Raw genomic sequence first — 16,346 nt, 5'->3', positions numbered from 1 at the left:
GTGCAGAGCTCATGTCGCCTCGCGGGACACGACGGTCACCGTGCCGGCGCGCCGCCGTCGTATCAGGCGCGGTACCGAGAGCGCCGCGGCGACTACGGCGCCGAGCGCGAGCAGGAGCATTGAAGCGCCCGACACGATCGTCCCGACGGACGTCCAGGGCGAGGCGTCCGCAACCGGCATCGGACGCGCAGCCAGCATGACGACGCTCACACGGTCATAGGTCAGGCCCTCAATGGAATTGGTGACGAGCGACTTGATCGCGCCGGTCTGGCCACGCAGGTCGAAGCCGGGTCGGTACTTCACGAACACGGCTGCGGAAGCGGGCGGTGCCTGGCGGCTGAGCGGGTCGGCCTCGGGCATCGTTATATGCACCCGCGCCTGCACCACACCGTCGATGTTCGAGATGGTGTGGCTGAGCTCCTGGCTGAGGCCGTAGATCAGCCGGGCACGCTCGGCGAGCGGCGAGCTGGTGAAGCCCTCCTTCTTGAACACCGTCCCGAGGGTCTCGAAATCTTCGCGCGGCAGGCCGTTGGCGCGGAGCACCTCGACCGAGCGCGCAAAGTCGGCGGTGGCGACGTCGACGTTCCAGGTGCCTTTCTCGCCGGCGGCCTTGGTGGCGGAGATGTGGGCCGTGCCGAGAGCCGCGACGATCTCGTTTGCCTCGTTCTCGGTGAGGCCGGTGTGAATCTCCTGCCCGCCGCAAGCGGCGAGCAGGAGCGCCAGCGTCGTGACGCCGACCAGGCGCATGCGCCTAGCCCTGTTGCTTGAAGAGCTGCTGGACACCGTCCGAACTCCGGTTGGCGATGTTGGAAGTGAGCTGGCACTCGAACATGAACTGCTGGCAGCGCATGGTGAGCTGCACGAGCTCTCCTGGGGTCAGCTGGGTGCCGTTCGCCTGCGCGGTGGCGGCATATTCCGCCACAGACCGCGCCTGTCCGTTGATCGCATCAAGCGACTGGAACAGGCCGGTCACAGTCGGGGGCAGATCGGCTACTGCACCGGCGGGCGGCGCGGCTCCCGCCGGGCCGGCGCGCTCCAGCGCCGACTGGAAGCGAGCCGCTCCAGCCGCGTCGGGGGCAGTGCCCCCGATCGGCCCGAGATCGGTCACGCGCGCGGCGGGCGCCGCTGCGTTCGCAGCCGCAGCGGCCTCGACCAGCACCGCGATCAGCCCTTGCGCGCCATCGTCTCGAGCGCCTTGGAGACGCTGTCGAGCGAGGTGTGCGAGCTGTTGGACATGAAGCCGAACCGCATCGACTCCGCCGTCAGCTTGGTGATCTCGGACGGCTGGTCCACTCCGTCCACCGAGATGCGGTTCGACTGTGCCTCGATCCGTGCAGCCTGGCCATCGAGCGCGTCGCCCCAAGCGCTGGCGAATGCCTCGAACCAGTTGGCACCTCGGGGCCTTGCGGGAGCGTTTGCGTTGTTGACGAGGGCGGCGCTGGTCATGCTCGTCGTTACTGAATCGGTCATCGTCTCTCTCCTTCGCTGCTGATGAAATCACATGCTGATCACGTCGACCTGCCCGCCGCGTTCCAGCGTCACGCGGCCATGCCCTACCGCCACGAGGCGGTGACCCGTCGGCAGTATCGCGCCATCGAACCAGCGCGAGCCGTCGGCGGTGACGATGTAGCCGGGGTCGCCGTCGACGAAGCTGGCGGCGCCGTACTGCGGCGAGTTGAAGAAGTGCCGTAGCTCGTCCGAACCACCGCCATCGGTGGCGCGGTAGTCGATGCGACGCAGGCCCGGAATGTCGCGACGGAGCAGCGCGGACAGCTCACGCTGACGATCGTGAGGCAGGAACTCGCCCTCAACCGCGATGGCGCGGGCGCCTAACGGCCGCGCCTCGGCCGCCACGCCATTGGCGCGCAGCATGTCGGTCGCCGCAGCGGCAAGCGCTGCAGCGCTCTCGACCTCAACCAGAGCGTCGGGAAGGCGTGCGGCTACATATGCACGAAGCCGCTCGGCGTCGCGATCGGTCGCGACCGCACCGGTCACCAGCACGCCAGCGCCACCCGGGTCACGTGCCACGTCGAGAGCTCCAAAGCCGGCGGTGGCCAGCTGCCGTCGAACCTTCGCGGGATCGCGAGCGGCCGCGGTATGCCACGCGTCAGCGACCGGTACTCCTACGGAGAGCGCAAGCAGCGCGATCAGGCCGGCGGCCCCGGCCATGATGCGGCCGCGGCCAAGGCGAAGCCATGGCACCGCACGTGCCGCGATGCGGTCGGCCAGCGGAGATCGAGGGCGAAGCAGCAGCTCGGGCGCGAGGGTGGCGGCGCCGTGAGAGGCCATCGTCGCAGCCTCTGCCCAGCGAGCCGGATCGTCACCCCCGACGGCTATGGCGAGATCCCCCAGCCGTACGGGGAGGTATGCGGGGAGGATGAGCTCCTCGCCGGCCGCGAGCGAGCGGCCCAGCACGTCGATCGCGCCAGAGCGCACGCGCAGGAGCAGTTCGGCACCGACGTGCAGTTCCATGACCAAGCCCTGGGTCGCTCGCCCGCGCAGCACGACGTCGTTCTCAAATCCGTGTCCCACTGTCACGCTACGACCGGCGTGAAGGCGATACTCGGCGCCCGCGAGCCTGCCGGTGAGTACGCGAAGCAGCGGTGATGCAAGCGGCGGCATCGGCTCTACGACGCTCACGTCCGGTATGGTGTCTGTCGTCATTTCAGCCTCCCTTCGCCATGCCACCGCGAAGAACTTCTAGCGGCAGCGGTGGGGGACCCTTCGCGACCGGACGTCCTGGCACGCGCGATGACACGATGCGCGGAGTGATCAGGAAGAGGCGTTCGAAGTGCTGGTCTCCCTTGTTGCGCTTGCGGAAGACCTGCCCGGCAATGGGAATATCGCCGAGCAGCGGCACCTTGCTCTTGTAGTCGTACTGCGTGTCGGAGGTGATGCCGGCGATCAGTACCGCCTCGCCGTGACGGACGATCGACTGGGTTGAGATGCGCGGTCCCGAGTAGAGCGGGATGCCGTCTACCACGAGTCCGTTCAACCGGGTGTCGGCGATTTCGACCGCGAGGCGGATGCGCATGACGCTGCCGTCCTCGATCGCGGAAGGCTGCACCCTCATCGAAAGGCCGTAGGTGATCGTCTTCAGCGCCACCTCGCGCTCGCCGGTGATGCGAGCGAACTGCTGCGTGGTGTCGTCGAAGACGGCGACTTGGTTGGTCGGCGTCGACAGCACCGGACGGGCCACCACTCGAAGCGCGCCGCGCTGCTGTAGCGCGCGGATACGCGTGACGAAGCTGTCGCCGTTCCCCGAAAGATACGATCCGCCGACGTTTGAAGCGCCCGGGGTAGGGCCGCCCACCTCTCCGCCGAAGGCAAGGCGCAGTCCGCCGACGCCGAGGTTCCAGTCGATGCCGAGCTGGCGCAGCGCTTCGGTCGAGACCTCGATGATCGTCGCCTCGATCTCGATCATGACCGGCTCGGTGTCTAGGTTCGCGATCAGCTGCTCGTACACGCCCATCCGCTCGGGACGATCGCGTACGATAACGGCATTGTTGGTGGGGTCGGCGCTGATGCGCGCGCCCTCCGGGTTGGTCAGCCCCGCCAAAGCGGCTGCGGCGGCTGCCGAATTGACCGCAGGATCTCCGCCGTAGCCAGGGAGTACGCCATCGGGCCTTGCCGCGTAGGGAACGCCGCTTCCCCAGCCGCCGTATTCCTGGGAGCGGTCGAGGTCCGAGATCCGATACTGGTTCGTCGACGCGGTCGAGACTCCGCGCCCGTCTCCCATCTGTTCGCGCAGGAGCGATGCGACGCCCGGCACGACCGTAATCCGATCCGATGAGGTGAGCTGCCTGTCGGCCGCATCGCGGTACTTGAGAAAGAACATGCGCACCTCGAAAGGCGAGCCGGTGCCTGCCGGCGCGGTGACCCGCGACCGTACCGGCGCGCGGGCCGGCAGCGCCAGCAGCGGAGAGGCAACAGCACCGCCGGCGAGAGCGGGAGAGCCTGATCCGCCGCGGCCGCTACTGCCAGCACTCAGCCGCGTGGCACCGGCCAGGTCCTCCACCCTCTGCAAGAACTCGGGAACCCCGGTCGCAACCACCAGGGCGGACCCGGTCTGGACCACGTTCGTCGCGTCGCTCAGCCCTAGCCGGCGTACCTCGCCCGCCAGCTGGACCGGCGTAGCGGTCGCAATGGAACGCGTGCCGATCTCCGACTGCGCGTATATCCGCATGATGGCACCGTCCCAGTATCCAACCAGGCCATAGGCGCGCGCCAGCTGAGCCCAGACGCGGGCGGGCGGACCGGCGAACGTGCCGTTGACCTTGCCGGCGACGCCGGTACTCACCTTCACGCGGAGCCCGCTCTGCCCGAATAGGTCGGCCAGGAAGGTCCTGACGTCCTCGCCGCGAGCACTGATCGACACGGGCCGCTCGCTGAATGGCGGCTCACCCGCGTCCGCTTCTCGCGGTGCCGTCACCAGGGTCGCGGCGATCAGCAGGGTGGCGAGACGACGCTTCATTCGGCGGCTTCCAGCTCGGCGCCGAAGCCGAGCAGCTCCGAGGCGTGGTTGAGCTCTGCGACGACGTCGAGCGCGACAGCCGGATTGAGCTCGTTGAACGAAAGGACCGGCACGTCGAACAGGTCGGCCGCCGTGACCAGGCGGAGTGCTCGTCGCAGATCCTGAGCCGTTAGGATCGCACGTGCGCCCGAGACCTGTACCTCCTGACGAAGCAGGTCGATCATGGCGCGCATCTGATAGGGGGCGATCGCCAGGCGAGGTGTTCCGTCGATATTGGTCATGGTGTCGCGGATCGCCTGCTCCACGACCGTTCCGATCATCAGCACCCGAAGTCGGCCGTCCTCGACGAGCGGCGCGACGATGTTGCGGCGGAGCGCGATGCGTACTCGTTCGGCAATCGCGCGTGGATCGCGCTCGATTTGTCCGGCGGCGGCGATCGCCTCGGCGGCATCGCGGAGGTTGCGCAATGGCACGAGTTCGTCGGCGAGAAGCCGCAGCACGTCGGCGATCGTAGCCGTAGGTACCGCCCTGACGGCCTCCTTGACCACCTCGGGGTAGTGCCCGCCTAGCCAGTTCAGCAGGTCGGTCACCTCTTGCAGGCCGAGCATCATCGACAGGTTGCGCCGAAGCAGCTCCGCGGTCAGTGCAACCACCCGGGCGTCGTCGTCTCCGGTGCCTTGGCCGAGCGGCGCATCATAAGCCTCGAGCAGCCAACCATCGGCCGGAACAGCCCCGGAGCGATCGACCAGGACCCGTATAGGCGGGATCGCGACGCCGTACCTGTGCTGCAGCTCGCCCAGACGCGTCTGCACCGCCGTGCCGAGTAGGGTGAGCGAGGTGGGAGATCGGTCGGCTCCTACGCGTAGCTGGAGAGGATCCGTAGGCACCAGGTCGCCGGCACGCACCGTGCTGTCCTCTCGTGGCGGCACCGCCGTGGCGGTGCCGATGCGCGCGCGCAGTAGGGCCCCTAGGTCGGGATGACTCCATGCGCCGGAGGCCAGCAGCACCGCGCCGATCAGCAGAAAGACGAGCGCCGGGAACCCCGGCACCAGCGCCATGGCGGCGGCGAGCCCGCCCGCCACCAGAAGCACGTGGGGCTTACCGGACAGCTGCCGCAGGATCGTGGGCGCGAGATCGCGTTCCCGCGTCTCGTCGGTAGTGCGGGTCACGAGCAGTCCTGCGGCAAGCGCGCAGAAGAAGGCGGGGATCTGTGCCACCAGGCCATCGCCGATGGTGAGGATCGAGTAGGCCTGGATCGCCTCCGCCATCGTCATGCCGTGCCAGAAGACGCCGACCGCGAAGCCGCCGAGCAGGTTGACGACGACGATTACCAGTGCGGCAATCGCATCGCCCTTCACGAACTTCATGGCCCCGTCGAGGCTGCCGTAAAGCCGGCTCTCCTGCTCGACGAGCCGGCGCTTCTCGCGCGCCTCCTCCTTGCCAAGGAGCCCCGAGCGGAGGTCGCTGTCGATCGACAGCTGCTTGCCCGGCATCGCGTCGAGGCTGAACCGTGCGGCCACCTCGGCAACGCGCTCCGCGCCCTTGGACACGACGATGAACTGAACGACCGTGATGATCAGGAACACGACCAGACCGACTACGAGATTGCCCCCGGCTACCATCTGGCCGAACTGCTGGACGATGTGCCCACCGTTGGCCGTGAGCAGGATCATCTTGGTGGTCGCGACGCTGATCCCGAGCCGGAAAAGCGTGGTGAGCAGCAGCACGCTGGGGAACGTGGAGAAGTCCAGCGGGGTGGCGACGTAGAGGACGCTCAGCAGCAGCAGCAGCCCTAGCGTCATGTTCAGCGCGATTAGCAGGTCGAGCAGCAGCGGCGGCAGCGGCAGGATGAACAGCGCGATTACCGAACCGAGCACGCCGATGAGGAGCGTGTCGGCAAGCCGGAGACCGCCGGCTCGTGGCAGGGATAGCAGCTTCATGGTCGGCGTGTCGCCGCTTGCACGGCACCGGAGGCGAGCTTCCAATAGCCGTCCTGGACGCGGGCCACGTATGCCCGGGTCTCCCCATACGGCGGCACGCGCATCCCGAACCTGCGTACCGCGCCCTCGCCGGCGTTGAAGGCGGCGAGCACAAGATCGAGCCGCCCACCCATCCGGCTCCATAGCTGACGCACCAGCCGCGCGCCCGCGTCGACGTTGGCGCGCGGATCGAGCAGCTGCAGCGGGTCGGCGACGCCTAGCGAACGCCCCGTGGCAGGCATGATCTGCATGAGGCCACGGGCTCCGGGAGCGCTTACCACCGCTGGCCGGTAATGGGACTCCTGCGTGATGATCGAGTGAAGCAGCAGCGGATCGACACGGTGACGTTCCGCGGCTCCTGCTATCATGTCGTCGTAGGGAGTGCTGGCCGCCGGCCGGAGGCCGAGCACCTCGGCGCTCGTCTCACCGGCCTGGAGTAAAGCATCCTCGGCAGAAAGGTCGGCCGCCGGCGCAGGCGGCAGAACCGGCATGATCCGCACCACCTCCACACCGGCGCCGTCCAGCCGGGCACGTTCAACCCGTGTGTCGCCGATACGCGGACGGCTGGCACGGACCGCCACACCGACCCTGCCGGCAGCGCCCATCGTCCGCATGGCGACTGGCGGTCGCTGTGGCAGCAACCGGCTCGGCACCGCGACGCGGATACGCTCGGGCGCGCAGGAGGACAGCGCATCATAGCGCCGCAGCGTGTCGTCGCTTCCGACCCGCACGGGCTCAGCGAGTGGGCACGCTGGTGGCGAGCCAAGAGGAACCTCGTCGTGAGCCAGCAGCGTCTGAGACGACGTCACTAGGATGGTGCCAACTGCAAGCAACCGCTGCAATCGTTTTAGTCGATCTTCTCGCAGACGCATGTACGTCTTCCCGCCATGGCGCAGTGTACTCGCCAGCTACGGAGTTCCGATCGTGAATCATGCCCGACCCCCGAACGACAGGAAGGATAACGAGCCGTTTACGACAGTGACAACCCCCAATCTTTTGTACAAAAAACATGGCTGCAGCGTCGCAAAACGGTCATGTAGGAAGTCTAAACGCGGCCTCGATAGCTGATGCCGAAGAAAGGATCCTGAGGCGTAGCTCGTAGGTAAGCACGCCTGCGACATCCGTTGGTAAGTGGAGTTCCGCCAACGCGTTCTCGCGCGATCAAGTGCGTGTGCTTGCAGGATGCCCCTCTGCAGCACCTGAAATTTGGCGGTTGAACCGCTATCCAATTCAACTCGAAGCAGATCCCGCATGCAGCGACGCTGCATCGCTGCGGATGCTTTGTGGAAGGGGCGTCGGCGATTGGGCAAGGGTCAGGACAGCGGCGACAGGACCGAGTTGCCGACCCCGAAGAAACTTCGTGATGCGCGCCGCAAGGGTGACGTCGCGAAGTCGAAGGAGCTTGGTGCCGCGGTCGTGACGCTGGCATGGCTAATTCTGTTAGCTACGACGTTGGGAAGCCTGGCCGAGCAGCTTGCAACACTCGCCGAGGCGAGTCTGTCAGCGGCACTCGCCGGCGAATTTGCCAATGCCGCAGTAACGATTGGCTGGCGGACGGGCGCGCTCCTGGTTGGTGCCACCGCGCTTCTGCTGGTTCCGGTCGCGGTGATGGGCCTTGTCGCCGAGTCGCTGCAGATTGGTCCGATCCTTACTGGGGAGAAGCTGAAGCCTTCTCTCGACAAGCTGAATCCGATCGAGGGTCTCAAGCGCATGTTCGGGCTCGACGGTTTGGTGGAGCTCCTGAAGTCGCTCGCCAAGGTGTTGATCCTGGTGGTGCTGACATGGCTGGCGCTCCGCGGACTGATGCCCGAGCTCGGCCGCATGGTGGCTCAGGTCGAGTGGGCCGGGGATCCAGGCGGCGCTCAGTCGGCGGCGCGGCAGAACCTTGCTCTTCTTGAGGCGGTCACGCTCAGACTGCTCGGCTGGACGGTCGCCGCCTTCGTCGGCGTGGCACTTCTCGATCGGCTGCATGCAAAGCACAGCTTTACCAAGAAGATGAAGATGAGCCGCCGGGACGTGAAGCAGGAGCACAAGAACGACGAAGGCGACCCACACGTGAAGTCGCATCGGCGCGAGCTGCATCGCGAGTGGGCCAACAGCAACGCGGCAGGCGCCACACGGGGAGCGGCAGCGCTCCTGGTCAATCCCACGCATATCGCCATCGCGCTGGAGTATCATCCCGAGACCTGCCCGGTGCCGGTGGTGGCGGGCAAGGGTGAGGGGCCGCTTGCCGCACTCATGCGAGAGGCCGCGCGCGAGGCGCGAGTGCCGATCGTCCGCAACGTCGCGGCCGCGCGAGCGCTGTGGACCGAAGGCGAGGTGGGTGGTCTAGTGCCGGAGCCGCTGTTCGACGCGGTGGCCGAGGTGATCCTGTGGGCGACGCGGGCACGTGCCGGAGAGGCGCCGCTGGAGCAGGATCTCGACAGGCGCCGATACGAGCCGGTGGGGAAGGCGTAATGGGCCTGGGTACGGTCGTGTCGTCGGTTGTGGCCCTCGTGCTGTCGCTCGGCATGGTGCTCGCACTGGCATGGGGCTCTATCTACCTGCTTCGGCGCTGGCAGGAGCGCTCGCTCGGCTCGCGTGCCGCGGGTGTGTCGGGCGAACGGGCGCTACGCTTCGTGCGTGCTCTGCCGCTCGGGCCGCGCGAGCGGATAGTCATGGTCGAAGTCGGCGGCGAGACTCTTCTGCTCGGGATCGGCGCCGGCGGCGTGACCCTCCTCAAAGAATGGAGCGGGTCCGACCCATCCACCGCTCAGACCACAACATCCAAGGCTCGGCCGGCGGGGGAGCTGCCGTGGTAGTCGTCGCCCGCCCGCGTCTCCCGACACTCGACCCTGAGAGGCAGGCGCTAGCCGAAAGGGCGGCGCTGATGGTTGAGGCCGCAGGTGAAGAGGGCCTTACCTTCCGAGTCGGGATCACGCGCGACGCGGGGGCAGGCCCATGGCTGGTCGGTGCCGATGGTGTCGCTCTGCGCATCGATACGCTCGAAGGCCGCGAGGCCTCGCTACACCCGGAGAGAGTGGAAGCCGCCGTAGCGGCGCTGGATCAGGTAGAGCCTCTGCTCGACTTGATCGAGGCGAGTACCGGTCTGGTCATCGAGCCCGATAGCGCCATCGGGACCCCCGCCGGGGACGCCATCATGATTTCAGTAGCGGCGTTCCGGGACGAAATCGCGGTGGCCGAGCTCGCGATAGCGATCCCGCCGACGCTCGTCGCGGCGATGCCGGTGGACACGGCCCGTCTTGCCGCGCGGTCCGGCTCTGTGCCGGTGGCCGGCTCACTAAGCGCGACGGCGGTGCTGCTTACGGTCGAGGAGGCGGGTGCATTGGCCGTCGGCGACCTGGTTGTGCTGGCCGGCGGCGCTTGGCGTGGAGTGCTCGACGTGGGCACGATCGGTCAGTGGCGGGTCCGGTTCGACCCGGCGAACGGACGTGCGGTTGCCGACGAGGGAGAGCCGATGGGCATGGACGTACCTGCGGACGGCGAGGTGCTACGTGCCTTCCGCGTACCGCTCGAGCTGAGAGTGGAAGGCGCAGCAGCGACGCTTGGCGAGCTGGCTGCGCTGCGCGAGGGCGGCGCGCTGGCGCTCGGTCCGCTCGACGAGGGACTACGGGTCACACTGTGCGTCGGCGGACGCGTGCTCGGTCGTGGCGAGATCGTGCAGCTCGGGGACAGGTTCGCGGTAGTAGTCGAGCAGCTCGCGCAACCGCCCAGATCTACCGCCGAGGTTAAACCCGAGACGGCCGAGCGCTGATGGACCTCTCCACCTTCACTCCCGGCTCCGCGCTCGTCGTGGTGGTCCTGCTTGCGCTCGCGCCCTTCTTCGCGGTCATGGTGACGTCCTTCACCAAGATTGTCGTGGTGCTCAGCCTGCTGCGAAATGCACTTGGGCTGCAGCAGGTGCCGCCTAACGTCGTACTGAACGGGCTCGCGCTCATCCTCACCATCTACGTGATGTACCCGACGCTGACCGACATGTCCGCGGCGTCGCGTGTGCCGACAGCGGCGACGATGCCGGGCGACGCGGCACCGCCGAGGACGATCGACAGCAGCGAGCAGATCTTCGCCACCGCCGATCGTGCGAAGGAGCCGCTTCGCGCCTTTCTGGTGAAGCACTCGGACCCGCGCGAGCGAGCCTTCTTCCTCGCGACGCAGCGAAACATCGGCGGGGCGCAGCGAGCCGCGACGCTAACCGACCGCGACTTCGTGGTGGTAATCCCATCCTTCGTCGTCCGCGAACTCAAGGTCGCGTTCCAGATTGGTTTCCTGATCTTTCTGCCGTTCCTGGTCATTGACATGGTGATCTCGAACATCCTGCTGGCGATGGGGATGATGATGCTGTCGCCCACCACGATCTCGATGCCGTTCAAGATCCTGTTGTTCGTGCTGATCGACGGTTGGGTGAAGCTGGCCCACGGCCTGGTGCTTTCATATGCGTGAGATCGTGCCATGAATGGTGACGTCATCGGCGTCACGGTGGAGGCGCTTTGGCTGGTGCTGCTGCTGTCGGCGCCACCGATCGTCGCGGCTTCGGTGGTGGGGCTCCTCGTGGCGGTCGTACAGGCCGCCACGCAGCTGCAGGAGCAGACGCTGCAATACACGCTGAAGTTCTTCGCCATCGTACTGACGTTGTTCGTCACGTCGGCGATGGTGGCGGGAGCCCTTCTTCGGTTCGGTGACAGCATCTTCACCCGCTTTCCAGGGATGGTGGGATGAGCGCGGCCCCGGCACTCGCGGCGCTCGCGCCGTGGACACAGCAGGCGCTCACCGTAGGCGTGGCTGCGGCGCGCTTCGCCTTCGCCTTCGCGCTCGTGCCCATCTTCTCGCCTCAGGTCATCCCAGCGACGGTGCGCAACTCCCTTCTCGTGGCGTTCGGCCTAATTGCACTAAGCCTGCCGCATCCGTTCGATCCGGGTTCGCTTGATGCCGGCCAGTGGGTGTGGCTCTACGCCAAGGAGGCGGTGGCGGGCACGACGATCGGCTTCTTCTTCGGAACCGTCATGTGGGCCATGGGAGCGGCAGGCGAGATGATCGATGCCAAGGTGGGAGCGACGGTGGGTCAGCTGATCGACCCCATGTCCGGGTTGCAGGAGTCGATCACCGCCGGCCTCCTGGCACGGGTGGCGCAGCTGGTCTTCGTCTCCGCAGGAGGCATAACGCTGCTGGTCGGTACGGTCATGCTGAGCTACGCGGCGTGGCCGCTCGGTCCGGGCGACATGGCCTTCGATCGAGGCGCGGTGCGCCTCTTTGAGGCGGAGTTCGGACGACTGTTCGCGCTGGCGTTCCTCTTCGCCGCGCCAGTGCTGCTGGTACTCTACGTCATCGATCTCGGGCTCGGGCTGCTCAACCGCTTCGCGCAGCAGTTCAACGTCTTCTCGCTGTCGATGCCGATCAAGGCCGTGGCCGCTGTGGTGGTGCTGATCATGCTGCTGCCGCTGTTCGCCGGCTCGGTCATCCGCGAACTTGGCACGCGCCAGCGCATGGCCACTGAGGTGCTGTCGCGCGTAGGGTCACAACGGTGAGGCCGGGTGTCGATAAGTCGCGCGCGGGAGAGGGAGTCACCGATACGGGGGAGCTCACCCGGCTGATCGCGCTGCTTCGACAGGCCGAGACGAGCCGTCCAGCGCGTCCCGACGTCCAGATAGGCGAGTTCACGGTGGAGGGTGTCCGGGTACCCCTTGCCTTCGTGTCCGGACTCCAATCCCTCACACGCACCGAGGCCGCGACGCTCCGGCTGCTCGGATGGGGGCGTTCCAACGCCGACATAGCCCTTCTGCTGGGCATCAACGAAAGCACGGTGCGATCGCACTGTAACAACGCGGTTGCCAAGCTGCAGGTGGACGGCATGCGCAAGCTGGGCTGTCTCGCAGGTCTGCTCTTCCATCCGCTGGACTGAAAGGAGGCCTACGTCTTCTAGGCGATTCGTCTAGCGACGCCCTCGCGACACTCGGGTAGCACCGACCTGGTCCGAGGAGAGCCGCGCCGTGTACGTCAACCGCCTCGATCCTGTAGCCCCAGCCTCTCCACCCCTGAGTGTTGCCTCCACGTCACCCGCCGAGCGCGCGCTGCTTGCAGCGCACGCCGTGACCGCAGGAGAGCGCGCGGCGTGGGGACCGGCCGATCGCGCGAAGCATGCACCGGCGGCGCACGACATGGCGGCCCCGTCTGCGCCTCGTGCGGCTTCCAAGCTCGACTCCACGACGCTCGCCGAGCTCGCGCAGGACGTCTACCTCGACGTGGCCGTGCCGCCTTCCGGATTTCATGTTGCGACCAAGGCGGAACTTGCACGTGTAGGTGTCACACCTGCGATGCTGGCCGACCAGCCCAATGGTTTCCGCGCACGCGCGTACGTTCAAGGCAGCGGAGACGATGCACAGGTCGTAATCGCCTTCCGAGGCTCGCAGCAGAGCGGCGACTGGGTCGCCAATGCGCGTCAGGCGGTAGGCCTCAACACCGACCATTACAGTCGTGCGCTCCAGCTCGGCCGTGCCGTGGCGCAGAGCGGCGTCGAGAACGTCACCTTTGCCGGTCACTCACTTGGCGGTGGTCTGGCGTCGGCGGCGGGGTTGGCGAGCGGCGCCCCCGCCAGCACCTTCAACGCGGCGGGTCTCAGCGCGGAGACGATCGACCAAGCGCAGGCGATCCGAGGCGCCTCGGGACGGACCATTCCGGACATCCGTGCCTACTACGTCCGCGGAGAAGTGCTTTCCGCGCTGCAGGATGGTGGCGATCGTATCGCCGGCGCACTGCTGTTTGGTCCGCTCGGCAGCCGGGTCGATGCCCCTGAGGCCGTAGGCACGCGCGTGCCGCTCGAACCGGTCACGCCCCAGGGGAAGCGCTTCTGGAACGACAACGCGATCGATCGGCATGGCATGGAGTGGGTCATCGCCTCGCTGCGCGGGCGCTAGCCCGACGCGCCGACACACGCTAGGATCATGATCATGGCGCCCCGTTCCCGTCTGCTGGCGCCGCTTCTCGCCGGCGTGCTGGTCGCCGTGCCGACCGTAGGGTGCACGATGCCGCCGACCTGTTTCAGCCATCGAACCGGCTGGTCTTTCCCCATTTCGCAGAAGGTGCGTCCGCATCTCACGCACGGCGAGACGGGGCGTCGGTTGTATGACAGGCTGATCGACGGCGACCGTGAGGGCACTGTCGCCATGCTGCGCGCCGATCCGTCGCTGATGGGGCTGCAGGTCGACTACGACCAGCGCGGCGATCGTCCCGATGGTCAACACGGCGACCTTCTGACCTTCGCCGTCACCAGCTGCGATACCGCCATGTTGTCGGCTCTCCTTGATGCCGGCTTGCGGCCGGATGGAGCCGAGCGCGGGCGTGCGCTCGAGTGGGCGCTGGCTGCTGACACACCGGTCATGGCGGAGATGCTGCTTTCGGCGGGAGCCTCGCCCGATCCTCAAAAGGCGGGCGGCCGCGACGTCTTCGCGGCCGTTGCCGCCGACCGCAACCTCGGTGGAGCGATGATGCTGATTCGCCATGGACTCGACCAGCGCTGGGTCGATCCGATGGGGCGCGGGCACCTTGAGACTGCGCTCGCGATGGAGGCGTTCGACATTGCAGCGGCTCTGGTGGACGCAGGAGCGCCGCTGTGGCGCGTGTCGCTTGGCGGACACATGGGCGTTCACTCGCTGATGGAGCCAAGGCTTGTCGTCGATCCTTCCCAGGATGCTTCGCATCGCCGGCTCGTCGAACGTGCCCGTGCGTCGGGACTGTCCTGGCCGCCGCCGCCTGCGGCCGAGGTGATGCGTCACGTACTCGACCGATCCTGGCCATCACCGGCGCTGACGCAGGCCGGAGTGGTGGTCACGCCGGAGGCGAGAGCGGCGATCTCCTCGCAGCGTCAACAGTAGCGGCAGGGCGTCAGCGCGGATCGAATGCCCGAGCCGCCGCTCCCTTCATAAGCTCGCCGAAGCGATGACCCGACATGTTGCCTCGAGGTGCCATCTTGGCGTGGCAGATGCCGAGCATGTGATCGTCCATGTCGAGGACGGTCGCCTCCCAGTCCAGCGCACCCGGCTTCATGAGGCATATACGTCCGTAGCTCGGCATGTCGGACAGCTCGGGCACCCGATTGATCGACCAGTCGAAGCTCGGGTCGTACGCTCGCATCGATTCTCCCTCGAGCAGTGCGAGGTCGGCGACGAGGCTGTAGTATATGTCTGCACCCGACCGGTCGCTATCTCTTGCCGCTGCGCGCGGCGCGTTCGGCATTTCGTCACCCGACACGGGAGAGAAGGGGCGTTTCGGCAGCGTTCTGTCGAGCCACGCGTCGACGGCGTGAGCGGCAGCGACGCTGCCGCTGCCAGGATCAAGCATCGCCTGTGGATCGGTGCCCTGTCGGCGGAGAAAGTCGCCGATGACCTTTATGCGCGCAGGACGCTCGTCCAGGAAGCGAGCCAGGTTCGCGTCCTGCTGCTGAGCAGTCAGTGTCTCCGGCGCTCCAGCGTAGGCGGGAGAGTTAGGCGGATAGTCGACGAGGAGGTGCGCGAGCACGGCATCGATGTCGGCGTCGCTGCCGGCATCGGCACCTCTGCCGCGCAATCTATCCCAGAATCCCACCACGCCATGATCCTACCGTCTGAACGCGCCCGAGTCAGGGGTTTCCGCTCAGAACCAGCTCCTGATCGTGTCGAAGGCTCCTCGGCCGGCGGCGTCGCCGGCAATGGCGCCGCCGATGCCACCGATCAACCCGCCCACGACCGTACCTACACCGGGGAATACGGCCGTGCCGATCGCAGCGCCCACGGCGGCGCCGCCCCAGCCGCCCGCCGCACCGCCGGCAAGGCCGGAGGCGGCCCGGCCGGTGTTCGCCCCGACGGTGTTGCCGTCGGCCTTGAACGCGGTGCCGATCTCGACCGCGTCCATGACCATGCCGACCGGCCGGGCGACCTTTCCGACCTTGGCGAGGATCTCGCCACCCCTGGCGAGCGTTGCGCCTCGCGCCTCAAGTTCGAGGCCGCTGGTGCGTGCCGCGCGACTCGTCTCGAGCCGTGCACGATCCTTCGCTACCTCGTACTTCGGAGTTCCGGACTGGGAGGCCGGACCCGAGTGGCTGGTGTAGCCGACCTTCGACTCGATCTCGATCCGCTCGTTCATGCGAGGGTCGGCGTTCGCGCGAGTGCCGATTACGTCCACCTTGCGCGAGCCGTTCTGGACGAGGTTGGCGCTGCTTGGCGCGGTAGTGACGGTGAACCCCTGCGAGCGAAGCCGCCCGGCAATCGCCTGCTCGGCGGCGGCACCGTTGATGTTGGCCGCCTGACCTTTCGTGTAGCCGGAACCTTTGCCCACGCTGCCCGGAGGCGGCAGCTGGTTTGGCGGATTAATGGTGATTTGGGGCAAATCGGGACTGGGGTTCAGTGCACGCTCGAGCGGCCCGGAGAGGCCGATCTGGTTGTTCCAGGCGCTTCGCGTCGCCTCCCACTGGAGCGTGAGAATGGGGTTGTCGACTAGCAGCTGCGTGCCCGCGCCCTTCACCATGTTGCCGTTAGCTGCTACCCTACTACCGTACTGGATGGCGCCTTGCGCGGCGCCTGTGATCGTCGGGCCGGGAACGACGTTGCTCGCGTCGCCACCTAGTGAAGCGGTCCGGCTAGCGGTAAGTTCGAGCGCCGCAGCGCGAGTGTCTTGAGCCAGCCGACTACGATCTCCGAGGCTCAGCTGCTGCTCGATCGCTTGATAGGCGGCATCTGCCTTCGCCCGATCGCTTCGCGCCGCGTCTACGATCTGCAGCGCCAGCTGCTTCGTGTTCACGTGTCCGGTGGCAGCGTCCGTGGCTTGGGACACAAGCCGAGCGGCGGGGCTGGGGATGCGAGTGGTGCCGGTAAGGCGATTTCCGGAAACGATGCCACCGTCGGCACGGGCAAGCTGGCTCATCAGAC

The 16,346-nt window shown here is 67.1% G+C and carries 18 protein-coding genes; 9 read left to right on the top strand and 9 right to left on the bottom strand.

Annotation, left to right across the window (positions count from 1 at the left end):
* Window positions 1-9 precede the first annotated feature (9 nt).
* The 7 genes from sctJ to ACMGDM_RS19060 are packed head-to-tail and all read right to left on the bottom strand — an operon-like array spanning window position 10 to window position 7,184.
* Window positions 10-747, bottom strand: coding sequence for a type III secretion system inner membrane ring lipoprotein SctJ (gene sctJ, locus ACMGDM_RS19090; protein WP_436805713.1), 738 nt, complete (start codon window positions 745-747; stop codon window positions 10-12).
* A 4-nt stretch (window positions 748-751) separates the two neighbouring features.
* Window positions 752-1,159 (bottom strand): EscF/YscF/HrpA family type III secretion system needle major subunit, encoded by a 408-nt coding sequence (locus tag ACMGDM_RS19085; RefSeq protein WP_436805712.1) that lies wholly within the window; start codon window positions 1,157-1,159, stop codon window positions 752-754.
* Between the two features lie 5 nt (window positions 1,160-1,164).
* Window positions 1,165-1,470 carry a hypothetical protein gene (locus ACMGDM_RS19080; RefSeq protein WP_436805711.1) on the bottom strand — a complete coding sequence of 102 codons (306 nt, stop codon included), beginning with the start codon at window positions 1,468-1,470 and terminating at the stop codon, window positions 1,165-1,167.
* Between the two features lie 27 nt (window positions 1,471-1,497).
* Window positions 1,498-2,664, bottom strand: a complete 1,167-nt coding sequence (locus ACMGDM_RS19075; RefSeq protein ID WP_436805710.1) for a SctD/MshK family protein — start codon at window positions 2,662-2,664, stop codon at window positions 1,498-1,500.
* 1 nt (window position 2,665) lies between these two features.
* Entirely contained in the window at window positions 2,666-4,474 is a 1,809-nt protein-coding gene (sctC, locus tag ACMGDM_RS19070) for a type III secretion system outer membrane ring subunit SctC (RefSeq protein WP_436805709.1), read from the bottom strand.
* On the bottom strand, window positions 4,471-6,414 hold the full coding sequence (locus tag ACMGDM_RS19065; RefSeq protein WP_436805745.1) for an FHIPEP family type III secretion protein: 1,944 nt from the start codon (window positions 6,412-6,414) through the stop codon (window positions 4,471-4,473). Before ACMGDM_RS19065 ends, sctC begins: the two co-directional genes overlap by 4 nt.
* On the bottom strand, window positions 6,411-7,184 hold the full coding sequence (locus ACMGDM_RS19060) for a lytic transglycosylase domain-containing protein (protein WP_436805708.1): 774 nt from the start codon (window positions 7,182-7,184) through the stop codon (window positions 6,411-6,413). Before ACMGDM_RS19060 ends, ACMGDM_RS19065 begins: the two co-directional genes overlap by 4 nt.
* A gap of 520 nt (window positions 7,185-7,704) precedes the next feature.
* On the opposite strand from ACMGDM_RS19060, the gene ACMGDM_RS19055 reads away from it, so the two are divergent.
* From ACMGDM_RS19055 to ACMGDM_RS19015, 9 genes are all read left to right on the top strand, one after another.
* Entirely contained in the window at window positions 7,705-8,910 is a 1,206-nt protein-coding gene (locus ACMGDM_RS19055; protein ID WP_436805707.1) for an EscU/YscU/HrcU family type III secretion system export apparatus switch protein, read from the top strand.
* On the top strand, window positions 8,910-9,254 hold the full coding sequence (gene fliO, locus ACMGDM_RS19050; protein WP_436805706.1) for a flagellar biosynthetic protein FliO: 345 nt from the start codon (window positions 8,910-8,912) through the stop codon (window positions 9,252-9,254). Before ACMGDM_RS19055 ends, fliO begins: the two co-directional genes overlap by 1 nt.
* Before the next feature lie 68 nt (window positions 9,255-9,322).
* Window positions 9,323-10,207 (top strand): FliM/FliN family flagellar motor switch protein, encoded by an 885-nt coding sequence (locus ACMGDM_RS19045; RefSeq protein WP_436805705.1) that lies wholly within the window; start codon window positions 9,323-9,325, stop codon window positions 10,205-10,207.
* Window positions 10,207-10,893 (top strand): type III secretion system export apparatus subunit SctR, encoded by a 687-nt coding sequence (gene sctR / locus ACMGDM_RS19040; RefSeq protein WP_436805704.1) that lies wholly within the window; start codon window positions 10,207-10,209, stop codon window positions 10,891-10,893. The genes ACMGDM_RS19045 and sctR overlap by 1 nt, the downstream gene beginning before the upstream one ends.
* A 9-nt stretch (window positions 10,894-10,902) precedes the next feature.
* Window positions 10,903-11,169 carry a type III secretion system export apparatus subunit SctS gene (gene sctS, locus ACMGDM_RS19035; protein ID WP_436805703.1) on the top strand — a complete coding sequence of 89 codons (267 nt, stop codon included), beginning with the start codon at window positions 10,903-10,905 and terminating at the stop codon, window positions 11,167-11,169.
* On the top strand, window positions 11,166-11,975 hold the full coding sequence (gene sctT, locus ACMGDM_RS19030) for a type III secretion system export apparatus subunit SctT (RefSeq protein WP_436805702.1): 810 nt from the start codon (window positions 11,166-11,168) through the stop codon (window positions 11,973-11,975). The genes sctS and sctT overlap by 4 nt, the downstream gene beginning before the upstream one ends.
* Window positions 11,972-12,349, top strand: coding sequence for a helix-turn-helix domain-containing protein (locus ACMGDM_RS19025; RefSeq protein WP_436805701.1), 378 nt, complete (start codon window positions 11,972-11,974; stop codon window positions 12,347-12,349). Before sctT ends, ACMGDM_RS19025 begins: the two co-directional genes overlap by 4 nt.
* Before the next feature lie 88 nt (window positions 12,350-12,437).
* Window positions 12,438-13,361, top strand: coding sequence for a Tle-like phospholipase domain-containing protein (locus tag ACMGDM_RS19020; protein ID WP_436805700.1), 924 nt, complete (start codon window positions 12,438-12,440; stop codon window positions 13,359-13,361).
* Window positions 13,362-13,388: 27 nt separating this feature from the next.
* Complete coding sequence (locus tag ACMGDM_RS19015; protein ID WP_436805699.1) at window positions 13,389-14,318, top strand: ankyrin repeat domain-containing protein; 930 nt, start codon at window positions 13,389-13,391, stop codon at window positions 14,316-14,318.
* A 10-nt stretch (window positions 14,319-14,328) separates the two neighbouring features.
* On the opposite strand, the gene ACMGDM_RS19010 is transcribed toward ACMGDM_RS19015, so the two are convergent.
* Window positions 14,329-15,030, bottom strand: coding sequence for a hypothetical protein (locus ACMGDM_RS19010; RefSeq protein WP_436805698.1), 702 nt, complete (start codon window positions 15,028-15,030; stop codon window positions 14,329-14,331).
* A 45-nt stretch (window positions 15,031-15,075) separates the two neighbouring features.
* The gene (locus ACMGDM_RS19005) at window positions 15,076-16,341 is read right to left on the bottom strand and encodes a glycine zipper domain-containing protein (RefSeq protein WP_436805697.1); all 1,266 of its coding nucleotides are present in this window, start codon (window positions 16,339-16,341) and stop codon (window positions 15,076-15,078) included.
* Between the last annotated feature and the right edge of the window lie 5 nt (window positions 16,342-16,346).

Source organism: Sphingomonas larreae (assembly GCF_051400595.1).
Classification (GTDB): Bacteria; Pseudomonadota; Alphaproteobacteria; order Sphingomonadales; family Sphingomonadaceae; genus Sphingomonas.
This window is presented reverse-complemented; position numbering and strand designations above follow the sequence as displayed.